The sequence below is a fragment of the Nocardia sp. bgisy118 genome, from assembly GCF_057708605.1.
This window is the reverse complement of sequence record NZ_JBYISM010000056.1, coordinates 1-10,556: the sequence shown is the minus strand read 5'-3', so window position 1 is coordinate 10,556 and position 10,556 is coordinate 1. Positions and strand designations below refer to the sequence as shown.

8 protein-coding genes are annotated in these 10,556 nt (G+C 69.7%); 2 read left to right on the top strand and 6 right to left on the bottom strand.

The window, feature by feature from the left end:
• Nucleotides 1-80 precede the first annotated feature (80 nt).
• Nucleotides 81-1,502, bottom strand: a complete 1,422-nt coding sequence (locus tag AC3EO7_RS37490) for a cutinase family protein (RefSeq protein WP_435593839.1) — start codon at nucleotides 1,500-1,502, stop codon at nucleotides 81-83.
• A 274-nt stretch (nucleotides 1,503-1,776) separates the two neighbouring features.
• On the opposite strand from AC3EO7_RS37490, the gene AC3EO7_RS37485 reads away from it, so the two are divergent.
• Nucleotides 1,777-2,712, top strand: a complete 936-nt coding sequence (locus AC3EO7_RS37485; protein ID WP_435593838.1) for a GNAT family N-acetyltransferase — start codon at nucleotides 1,777-1,779, stop codon at nucleotides 2,710-2,712.
• Between the two features lie 10 nt (nucleotides 2,713-2,722).
• Here AC3EO7_RS37485 and AC3EO7_RS37480 read toward each other — a convergent pair whose 3' ends face one another.
• The 5 genes from AC3EO7_RS37480 to AC3EO7_RS37460 are packed head-to-tail and all read right to left on the bottom strand — an operon-like array spanning nucleotide 2,723 to nucleotide 8,992.
• Complete coding sequence (locus AC3EO7_RS37480; protein WP_435593837.1) at nucleotides 2,723-3,724, bottom strand: C40 family peptidase; 1,002 nt, start codon at nucleotides 3,722-3,724, stop codon at nucleotides 2,723-2,725.
• 7 nt (nucleotides 3,725-3,731) lie between these two features.
• Nucleotides 3,732-4,718, bottom strand: a complete 987-nt coding sequence (locus tag AC3EO7_RS37475) for a replication-relaxation family protein (protein WP_435593836.1) — start codon at nucleotides 4,716-4,718, stop codon at nucleotides 3,732-3,734.
• The gene (locus AC3EO7_RS37470; protein ID WP_435593835.1) at nucleotides 4,715-7,285 is read right to left on the bottom strand and encodes a type IV secretory system conjugative DNA transfer family protein; all 2,571 of its coding nucleotides are present in this window, start codon (nucleotides 7,283-7,285) and stop codon (nucleotides 4,715-4,717) included. Before AC3EO7_RS37470 ends, AC3EO7_RS37475 begins: the two co-directional genes overlap by 4 nt.
• Nucleotides 7,282-8,295, bottom strand: a complete 1,014-nt coding sequence (locus tag AC3EO7_RS37465; RefSeq protein WP_435593834.1) for a TRM11 family SAM-dependent methyltransferase — start codon at nucleotides 8,293-8,295, stop codon at nucleotides 7,282-7,284. The genes AC3EO7_RS37470 and AC3EO7_RS37465 overlap by 4 nt, the downstream gene beginning before the upstream one ends.
• Before the next feature lie 49 nt (nucleotides 8,296-8,344).
• A complete protein-coding gene (locus AC3EO7_RS37460) occupies nucleotides 8,345-8,992 on the bottom strand; it encodes a hypothetical protein (RefSeq protein WP_435593833.1) in 648 nt (215 codons plus the stop codon).
• 470 nt (nucleotides 8,993-9,462) lie between these two features.
• Here AC3EO7_RS37460 and AC3EO7_RS37455 point away from each other — a divergent pair, with 470 nt between their 5' ends.
• On the top strand, nucleotides 9,463-10,389 hold the full coding sequence (locus AC3EO7_RS37455; protein WP_435593832.1) for a hypothetical protein: 927 nt from the start codon (nucleotides 9,463-9,465) through the stop codon (nucleotides 10,387-10,389).
• Nucleotides 10,390-10,556: the final 167 nt, after the last annotated feature.

The window sequence follows — 10,556 nt, the reverse complement described above, 5'->3', positions numbered from 1 at the left end:
GAAAACGGCCGGGGGGACAGAACACTCCCCTCGACACCACCGGCCGTTTCGCTGTGCGCTGTGCGGGGGCGGTGCGGCGGCTACTTCGTGCGGTCGATGGCCTGTTCAATCCAGTCGGTCAGCACGGGCGCGGCGGTGTCGTAGCCGGTGGCCGGGAACACGGCCGTGTCGCCGTTCTGCGGGGCCGCAACGCCTGTGCCGGTGGCGGTGCCCGCCGTGCCCACCCCGGCGGTGGTGGCGGTGGTGTAGGTCTGGGTGAGGATGGGGAACTGGGTGCCGGTGAACTCGCTGGCGGTGGCCGAGAGGAGATCGGCGGCGATCGGTGCCAGTCCAGTCAGCGCCACGACAGCCGCGACGGGGTCGCCGTAGGCGAGGGTTTCCACGGCCGTCCAGGCGATCTCCTGGGCTCGGCCGACGTCGGTGGCGATGCGGGTGATGTCGAGACCGGCCAGGACACCGACGATCTCGGCGGCGATGAGGGCGACCCCGGAGCTGTCCAGCGGGGCCGCGATCGTCAGCGCGCGAGCCACCAGGCGCAGGTCGAGTCCGGCCGCCAACTGCACCAGCGGGGCGAACTGGTTGTTCAGGTCGCCCGAGACGCGGTGCAGGCCACGCAGGTCCCCGGCGGTGAGCAGGCCCGGCAGCTGGGCGAGGTCGGCCACGATCGCGGGCACGTTCGCGGTGAAGCTCGCCAGCCCGTTGAGCACGGTAACCACCTGCGCGAGAACCTGCGAAGCACTGAGCTGCCCGGTCGAGGTGGTTGTGGCGGTGGGGAGCTTCACCGAGGTCGTGGGTACGGCCGGAGTGGACGTGGTCGGGGCGGAGGTAGTGGTGGTGGCGATGGCGCGGCTCACCGCGGCAAGCACAGGCGAGTTCTGCGCCGTTGTCGAGCAGTAGCTGTCGCCCTCGGCGCACAGCGTACGGACCCGGTCGGTGAGTTCCCCGAAATTCTGTGAGCGCGGTCCCGTGACGCCCTGCCCGGAGATCGGGGTGCCGAGCTGGGTGGTGGCCGGGTCACGACGAGGGTCGGAGACCAGCGCGACCGCCACGACTCGCGAAGCCGGGATCGGGCCCTGCTTGTTGCCGATGGTGGTAGCGAGGTCACCGGCGACCTCGGCGCCCTGGGCGTAGCCGGCCAAAACGACTCGCGTGTCCGAGCACAACACCGAGAGCGCCGCGGTGAGCTCCTGTCCGCTCGCGGTCCCGGAACCGGTGGTCGGAGCGGTGAGGGTGCGGACCTCGATGTCGCTGCCGTGGCGAGCGGTCAGCGATTCCCCGACTCGGGTGAGGATCCCGACCGGGGCCTGCCCGGTGGTCGGGGTTGTCTCGTAGGTGCCTGGCACCAGCAGCGCGGTCCAGCGCGGGCACTGCGCGCCGGTCCGGCCGGGTGTCGGTTCTGCGGCGGCGACACCGGCCGTCACGGTGGTCGTAGCGATCGCGGCGCACAGCGCCGCGTGAGCGACACGGCGGGCGCGGGCAGACCGATTGTGGTTGTGGCGCATGAGTTCTCCTTGTCGGGTGGAGGCAGAGGGCGGGTGGGTGGCGGTCAGGGTGCGTGGGAGTCATCGTGTGTAGGTTCTCGTTCTTGTTTGCGGCTCGGCCCTTGGTGAACTGCGCAGAGCACGGCGCTTCTCAACGTTTTTGCGTCGCTGAATTCGCACGGAATTTGCGTCCTCCTTCCTGGTGGTCGAGGGTCCGGGCGCTCGACAAGATGGCGCTGGGTCGTTGGTTGTCGAGGCAGCGCTGGGTTTGGTCCACGGTGGAAGGATGGGAGCGGTGGGCGTAGCCATGCGGGGATATGTGGGCGGGTCGGATCTGCGGGCGATGCAGGAGCTGACACAGCGGACGTGGACACCTGCCAGTGCTCAGCACATCGGAGATCTGGCCTGGGGCCGATTCATGTGCACCGCTGACCGTGCAGACTGGCCGATCGCGCTGTGGGAGGACGGCACCCGAGTTGTGGCGTGGGGCTGGGCCGACTTCCCCGACGATCTGAGGCTGCAAGCCGATCCGGCGTACCCCGAACTGGTCGACGAGGTCCTCACGTGGTTCGACGCGGTAGCCGACGGATCCCCACGTGAGCTCAACGTCCTGGACAACCAGGTGGACCTGCGTGAGGCGCTGATGAGCCACGGGTACCGGCTTCGGAATGACCCAGCCTTTTTCACCTACCACGCCCGGTCTCTGCTGAACCTTCCCCCGCCGGAACTGTCGAAGGGTTTCGTTGCACGCACTGTCCGGGGACTTGAGGATCTCGGCAATCGCGTTGCCGTACATCGGAATGCGTGGGACTCCACCCGCGTGACCGAGGAGTCCTATCGCAATCTGATGAACGCGTGGCCGTACCGGTCTGAACTGGACTGGGTCATCGAGGCACCGGACGGTGAGTTCGTCGCCAACTGCCACATCTGGTACGACGATGGCAACCGGGTAGGTCTGATCGAACCTGTTGGTACGGCACCGACGTTCCGCCGCCAGGGTCTTTCTCGCGCAGTATGCCTGGCCGCACTGGAGGGTCTGCGTGAGGCCGGTGCCGTCATGGCTGTGGTCTCGCCGAGAGGTGATGAGGCGTATCCGATTCCGCAGAAACTCTACCGCAGCATGGGATTTCAACCGTATGCTCGCACCCGCACTTATGCGAAGACCGAACCACTGCGGAGGGTAGATTCTCGTCGATCTTGCGTAAACGCAAGATCGACGCAAAATGACTGAGAAGACGCAATCAGTCATGAGAACCTACATCGTGTGCGGGTGAGGGGCGGGTGGCGATGTAGTAGTCGTCGCCTGGCCAGCGGTAGGCCGAGACCTGGACGGGCTCGCTGAAGGTGGGTGCGTGCACCATCTGTCCGCCGCCGAGGTAGATGCCGACGTGGTGGACGTCGCCGTCGGTGCTGTAGAACAACAGGTCGCCGGGGGCGAGTCTGTCCTCGGAAATGGTTGTGCCGGTGTGGACTTGGTCGTAGGTGGTGCGGGGGATGGAGATTCCGGCGGCTCGGTAGGCGGCTTGGGTGAGTCCGGAGCAGTCCCAGCCGCCGTTGACCTCGGGTCCGTTGCCGCCCCATACGTAGGGCAGGCCGAGCTGGGCGCAGGCGAAGGAGATCACCTGCGCGGCAGTTGGGTGCGGTGCGGCCTCGGTGTGGCAGTCACCGCCGGAGGTGGTGTCGGTGGCGCGGTAGCGGGCGGCTTGGTCGAGGACCTGGTCGACGTACCAGTCGGCGTGGTTGTAGGCGAAGATTGCGCTGTACATGTCCTCGGGTGCGCCGGAGTCGCACAGGTAGAACGCGGCGGCGTGGATCGCGTCGGAGGGGTTGTAGCGCGAGGGCGGGCTCGCCCCACCGGCGGGCAGGGGATGGCGCGCGGTCACCGAGTCGAAGGTCGAGGCCAGGAACTGCATCGGACCGCCAGCACCGGAGCTGTTCTCGCCGGAGGACACTCCGGGCAGCGTGGAGCGGCCGTGGTCGGTTTCGATCTTGCCGATCGCGGCGAGGACCGACCAGTCCAGCCCGGGGCAGTCCCCGGCGGCAGCCTGGTAGAGCACCAGCATCTCCGCCGGGATGTCCTGTTGCGCTTCGGTACTCGGGGTCGAGCCGGTGCCGGTCGAGGTCCCCGGGGCGGGAGCGGTGAGCGCTTGGTCGAACACGACGACGGCGCTGACCACGGCCGCGATCACGACCACGCAGAACACGAACGCCGCGCCGCCCGCTCCGAGTGCCTTGACCAGCATCGCGACCTCACTGGTATTCCGAGGTCGGTGGCTGGGGCGGGGGCGGGGCGAGGGCGACGATCCCGCTCAGCGGTGCCCAGGTCGGCTCCGGGTCGACCTCGCTGGACGGTGGGGTGCACGTCGGCCAGACGGTGGTGAGTTCGTGCAGGCGCCTGCGGCCGGAGTCGGTGTCCAGTGGCAGCCACACCTGATCGGCTGGACTCGCCGCGGTGACCGAGGCGAGGAACTCGGCGGCGGCGGTGGCGACGGGCACCGCCTCGGGATCGGGCAGCCGGTCCCACGTCCGGCGCAAAGCCGCGCGAGCGTTGGCCTCCCGCGCGGTTGTCGGCACCCACAGCAGGACCGGCGTGATGACCCCGGTGGTGCGGGCCAATTCGGCGAATCCGTGCAGCTTGGCCGCGACTCGGGACAGGGCTGTGGTACCGAGGTCGTATTCGAGGAAGAAGTCGAGCAGGTCCTCGCCGTGGGTGTAGCGGCCGTGGGCGTCGGGGCGAGCGAGGTCGCCCCAGAGCCGTTGGCATCGGGTCTGGGACCACCACCGCGACACCTGCCCGCCGTGGGGGTGGGTGACCAGGGCGGTGAACCATTCGGCGACGCCGAGGGTGTGGGTCAGGTGCAGGCTGTGGGCGACCGAGAGCGCAGCTTGGTGGTTGTAGCCGAGCTCGCGCACGCTCGTGCCCGCTTCGGCGGCAAGGATCGAGGCTCCGGCGGGGGCGAGGGTCCAGTGGTAGGGGGCGCTGCCCCGAATGCGTAAGGGCCGGAATCGGTCCAGGAGCCGGTAGGTGTGCAGGATCGCCAGGCGGCGGCGCGCGATCTTGGCGGTCGAGAACGCCAGCGCGGCGAGCTGGTCGGTGGTCAGGACCCGGTGCTCGTGCACCATCCGCAGAATCCAGCGATCACGCCCGGTCAACCCCCGCACTACCGGGCTCGGGTCTCGCGGTCGGGCAGGGCGGGGTGTGCGGGTGTCGGCTTGCCGGTCAGGATTGGAGATCATCGGTGCGAGAACCTTTCTCGGGAAATCTCGGGCTGGGGCAGCTGGGGATCCGGCCGGACCGGGTCCGGCCCGTCGTCGTCGGACGGGCCACCACGAGACGGGGAGCTGCCCGGTGCGTTTGTGAGGCGGGCGCGGGCGGCGGCGGCGATCTCGCGGGCGCGACCCGGGATCGGCGGGTCCAGAGGACGGGTGGTGAGGGTGAACGGGCGTGCGTTGCGGCCGTCGACTAGCAGGCGGGCGGCGGCGTGGAAGGCGTCGAGGTGGGTCAGGTCGTGCTCGGACAGCCACGGGTCGGTGTGGCGGGCCAGGTCTCGGGCGTCGTCGGGAGACACGGCGAAGACGATCTTGTTGCGGGCGTTGGCCGAGATGCCGTCGCGCAGCTCTCGGGAGAGTTGGCCGAGGTTCTGGTGCGCCAGCAGCAGCGACAAGCGCAGTCCGCGGGCTTCGGCGAGCATGTCCTCGATCGGGGTCGAGAGGTTGAGGAAGTTCTGGGCCTCGTCGAGCACGAGGGCGGCGTCGGGCCGGTCGGCGGCGGGTACCCGGGCCCGCGCGGTCACTGCCTGCCACGTCCGCGCCACCAGCAGCGACCCGACCAGACGCGAGGTTTCCTCTCCGAGTGAGCCTTTCGGCAGGCGGGCCAGGCAGATGCCGCCGTTGTCGAGGATGTCGGCGAACTCGACCGTCGAGGGGCCGCCCGCGATTGCCGAGCGCACGAACGGCCTCAAGAGGAAGGCCCGCAGTTTGTTCAGCAGCGGCCCTGTGAGCTGAGCTCGGCCGGTGTCGGACAGCGTCTCGTAGCTGTCCCAGAACCCGCGCAGGACCGGGTCTTTCGCAGTGCGGGTGACCCGGGCCCGGAACGCGGGCTCGGTGAGCAGCCGGGGCAGATCGGCCAGGGTTGCGGTCCCGGGCTGGGCGCACAGGGTGAGCAGGCTGGCGCGCATGATGTCGTCGGTGCGCGGCCCCCACCACTGGTGAAAGATCCGGTGGAAGACCGTCACGAGGTTGTCGACCGCGAGATCCATTCCCGCGCGACCGATCCGGCCGATGTCGAGGGGGTTCACGCACGGCGGCGGGGCGGCAGAGTCGGCGTCGAACAGCACCACCCGCTCACCCATGCGCGAGGGCAACCGCGACAGCACATCGGTGACGAGATCGCCCTTCGGGTCGATCACGATCACCCCGCGCCCGGCCTCGGCATCATCGAGGATCGTCCGAGCCAGCAATGTCGACTTGCCGACACCGGTCGGGCCGAGAATGTGCAGGTGATGGCGGGCATCGGAGATCTTGACCGCGACCGGGCGGCGAGTCCCGGTGTCGGCCATCCCCAACGGTTTCGTGAACTCCCCGCCGACAGGGATCTCCGGGGCGGGGGACAAGGCGCGAGCCCCGGCGCGTTGCAGGCCGGGTAGCCCGTCGTCGGTGGGCAGATGCGCGATCGTCGCCAGCTCCGGCACCGACAGCACATCCCCGCGCCCGAGACGCCGCTGCCGGATCAACCGCTCGAGGCGCAGGCGACGCCGACGCCGGTAGTAGTTGTGATCGGTGCACGCCCCGAACACGGTGGCGAGCGCGTCAGCGCGCCCGCGTGCCACGACTCGCGCCTGTGCTTTCGGGTCGGTGTCGTCAAGGTCGGTGGAGACCGGGATCGAGGCGGCGTAGCGCACGACCGTTTCCCAGTGCGCGCCACGCGCTTTGGCCGCTGCCGCGCGGGCGGCGGCGCTGTATTCCAGCGAGGTTTGGCGGTCGGTGGCCCGCCCGCCTCCCAAACCAGCGGCGGTGTGGGAGGCGCGGGCGGTGCTCGTGCCGGGAGTGAGCAGATTCAGGGCCTCCCGCAGCAACCCCGCCACGACGCCTGCCCGGGTGCTGGTGCTCGCCGCGGCGCGGGTGGCTCGGGCGACGCGGCGGCCGGTGACCGGGCGAGCGAGGATCTGCACGCACGCGGCCTGCCCGGGAGCGAGGTCGTCGGCGGCGGTGATCAGGTTCCGAACGAGATCACCGGAGTGATCGGTGCTCAACGGCAACCCCTCCCGGCGGCCGAGTCGCAGCTCGCCTCCGGCCACGACCCGCCGCACGCCCTTCACTGGGGCCGGTAGCGGAGGTCGGGCGGGTTCGAGGGTGTCGGTGTGCGCGCCGGGCCATGCCGAGGCGATGGCCCGTTCGATGAGACCGGGTGGGATCGCGCCGGGGACCCAGAGCCGGATCGCGGCACCTTCCTCAGGGGTGACGGTGTATTCGAACCCGAGATGCGGCTGTCCCAGCAGTGTTCGGGCCCAGGCCGGGCGCAGCTGCCCGATCAGGTGCGCCCAGAAGGCCAGTGCGCCTTTGGCGTCGACCTCGGGTGGGGTGAGCACGGTGATCTGGCGAGCACGCGCACTCAGCCGGCGCCGACGCCACTCGATCAGAATCCGCACCGCGGCGAGCACCCCGAGCACCGCCGCGATCACGCCCAGCCCGGAGACCGACCCGAGTGCGTGTTCGACCGTTTCGGTGAGATCGCGCAACGCCGTGCCGGGCGCAAGTAGCGCCCGGCCCAGCCACCCCTGCTCGGGGTTGTGGGTGGTGTTCACGCGGCCACCGATCCGGTCCCGGTGGCATCGCTGGTCGGCAGCGTCGCGACGGTGCCGAAAGGAAATCGCCCGCTCGCGCGACGCCGCTCAGCCGCACCGGTGGTGTCGGGCTTGCGCAGGATCACGACGTCCTCGTGAGCGATGAGGTGCATCGGCAGCCCAGCGGCGCGCTGTTTGACGATGAAGTCGCGCTGGAAGAACGAGCTGCGCGCGACGAGTTCGCCCTCGCTGAGGCGACCGAGCAGCGCCACGCAGCGCTCGACCGGGACCAGCCCGGCCAGCTCGGCGCAGGTGAACAAGTGGGCGGGCAAAGGCACCAGCTCGGCGTGCTGACGCCACGGCCGCGCGGTGACCACGACATACCCGCCCGGGGCGAGGTATTCGGCGGCACCGGCGAGGATCTTGGTGAATCCCGAGAGCAGGCGGCCGAGTCCGGCGTTGGCCAAATTGCCTCGGTCCAGGACCGCGCCGTAGCGGTGATTGGACTTGAGGACCGGTTGCGTGCGGTTTGCGCGGACGTGGCCGTGCAGGGAGTCGCCGTAGGGCGGGGAGGTGATCACCAGACTCGCCCGGCCCCGCAACTCGGCCGGGATCAAGTCGGGCAGCTTGCGCGCGTCTCCGTGGTAGACGTTCGCGTCGAGATCGATCCCGGCGTCACGGGCCAGGGCGATGTTGGCGCGGGCCAACTCGGCCCAGCGTGACTCGTATTCGACGCCGACCGCGCGGCGGCCTAGATGCAGGGCCTCGACCAGAGTGGTGCCGATCCCGCACATCGGATCCAGGACGAGGTCGCCGGGACGGGTGTAGGTGGCGACGGCGTGGGCCACGATCGCCGGGAACATCTTGGCCGGGTGCTTGACGCTGTCGGGGACATAGCGGCCCCGCCGCTGCGCGGCCGGGGCGTTCTGGGCCGTCGCCCATACCGACACCGGCCGCGCGGCCGGACCAGTCTGTGGGGCAATCGCGGAGTCGAGGTTCGTGGTGTTGGTCGCGGCGGGATCGAGAGTCATGCGGGCGTCCTTCGCGTGAGAGTTCGGGCGGGGCGAGGGTTGTGTCGGCTCAGCCATGGGCGGGCTGGAGGAAGACGAAGACGTCGGTGTGCGCGACGACATGGGGCGCGGTGCCGGAGGAAGCCGGGTCGGCAGGCGGCGCGGTGACGGCGGTCCCGGAGACCGGCGCGGCGATGATGTGCTGGAGGTAAAGCAGGTCGGCGGCCTGGGCGGCGGCCACGACCGAACCGGCCGGGTCGGTCAGGACTCCGGAGTCGCTGTGGCGGCAGCGGGAGAGAACGACGAGCAACCCGCCCATCGCCATCACCTCGGTCGCGAGTGCGGCGACGTGCTCGGCGGCGGCGATCGGGTCGAAGTGCTCGGCGAGCAGGCTCGCGATGACCAGATCCACCGGCTCCCCGGACCGGTTTCGGTCGGTGGGGGCGTCGAGGCCGTGGCGGTCCAAATCACCGATCGCGGCCACAGCAGCGGCGGTGTCGGGCTCGAGCACCCGGAGGTTGCCTCGGGCGGTGGGGGCAGGCCAACCGACCAGCATCACCCGCGAACCGGGCTCGGAGAACTCGGCGATCGTGTGAGCCAGGACCGGTTCGGGCCAGCGGTCGTCGGGATCGAGCGGCTCGGGACCGAGCGCCCACAGGGTCGAAGGGACGCGCACCGGCGCGGAGGTGGAGCGGGGTCGGCGGGAACTGGGGGTCATTACGGCCTCCTGACGAGAGAGCGGTGTGTACTCGCTTACTTCCGCCAAAAAGCCGTTTTCGGGACACCTCGAAAGCAATTAATTTCTGAGAACTTCCTGAGCGGCGAACGGTCGCCGGATCAGGGTTGGGCGAAACTTTTTTCGAGAATTTTCACGACCGTTTGCCAAGGTGGACGGAGATGTATCCGAGCCGCACCCGCGCCGCACCCAAACCGCACCAGGAACGCACCCAAACCGCACCCGCGCATACACATTCGCAGGTAGATGCGCCTCCGGTTGGCGGCGGCGACTCAGGTGGTGATTGGGTTGCGACAGGTAGCCAAATATTCGCCATCTCGGCACGGGTGTGTTTTGGGTGTTGTGCTGATGTGTTTCGGGTGTGGTTTGGGGGTGATTTGGGTGCGTTTTGGATATGGGTCTGCGGTGTCCTTGTGAGGTCGGAAGTATTCGATCGAACAGGGAGATTTGTGGTGACGAATTCGAACGTCGCGAAATGCCGGGGATCGGGTGGTGCGCCGGGCTCACCGCTGGCAGTAGTCCGGGCGGGCTTCGACCGGATCGCCGCGCAGGCGCTGCCCATCGATCCGCGCCCGGTACCGACAGCGCAGGCCACCGCCGCCGGTCCGGTGCGCACGTGGGCGCAGCTGCGCGAGCGGCTGTGGGATCCGGTGACACCGATGGATGAGGTCGACGCGATCTGGGTGTGGCTGCTTGAACGAGTCCGCGCCGAGGACGAGGACGCGATGCTGGTGTGCGCCGCACTGGCCGCACCGATGCTGTCGCGAACCGCACGCGAATACGCGACGCCGAGTAACACCGCGCGCCACGACATCGAGTCCGAAGTGCTGACAGCCTTCCTGGGGCACCTCCCGCGCGTCGGCTTGGAAGAGCCGGGCGTGTGGCATCGGCTGCGGTGGTGTGCCTACCGCGCCATGCTCAAGGCGGGATACCAGCAGCAAACCGGCGTGACGGTGGTCGGTGACCTCGATCGCGACCTCGCCCCGCTCGGTGAACGGGTGCAGGCGATCGTGGCCGGGCCCCGCCACCCCGAGACAGTCCTGGCACAGGCCGTGGCCGCTGGAGTGATCTCCGAAGAGGCGGCCGAACTTATTGCGGCCTCGCGATGGGAAGGGCGGTCACTGACCGCGCTGGCGGCCGAGAGCGGGGTGTCGCTGTGGAAGCTACGCAAGGCGCGCCCCCGCGCCGAGCGCGCGCTGCTGGCGTGGCTGAGCGAGCGCGCCCGAGACCTCGACCCCGAGCGAACCAGCACGGTCGAAGCCGAGGCGGTCACCGCGCTCGCGCCGCCCGCCCGGTCACCGCGGCGAGGTCGCTGGCCGAACCCGCACTCTGCGGCGGCGCAGTCGAGCACCGAGCACGGGCAGGAGGCTGCGGCATGAACGCGCACCACAGGAATCTCAGCGAGGCGACACAGGCCCCGGCCCGGCGGCCGGTGTTGCGGCGACGGTGGCCGACGATTCTCGCGGCGCTGGGCATCACCGTGGCGCTGCTGGTGCTCGTGGCCGGATCGGCGTCGGCCGCACCGCCGCACGCGGAAGTGCTGGCG

Bases quoted from the DNA above. Each gene is read 5' to 3' on its own strand.
- AC3EO7_RS37465 (WP_435593834.1), bottom strand. From the start codon at position 8,295: ATGACTCTCGATCCCGCCGCGACCAACACCACGAACCTCGACTCCGCG.
- AC3EO7_RS37475 (WP_435593836.1), bottom strand. From the start codon at position 4,718: ATGATCTCCAATCCTGACCGGCAAGCCGACACCCGCACACCCCGCCCT.
- AC3EO7_RS37460 (WP_435593833.1), bottom strand. From the start codon at position 8,992: ATGACCCCCAGTTCCCGCCGACCCCGCTCCACCTCCGCGCCGGTGCGC.
- AC3EO7_RS37490 (WP_435593839.1), bottom strand. From the start codon at position 1,502: ATGCGCCACAACCACAATCGGTCTGCCCGCGCCCGCCGTGTCGCTCAC.
- AC3EO7_RS37480 (WP_435593837.1), bottom strand. From the start codon at position 3,724: ATGCTGGTCAAGGCACTCGGAGCGGGCGGCGCGGCGTTCGTGTTCTGC.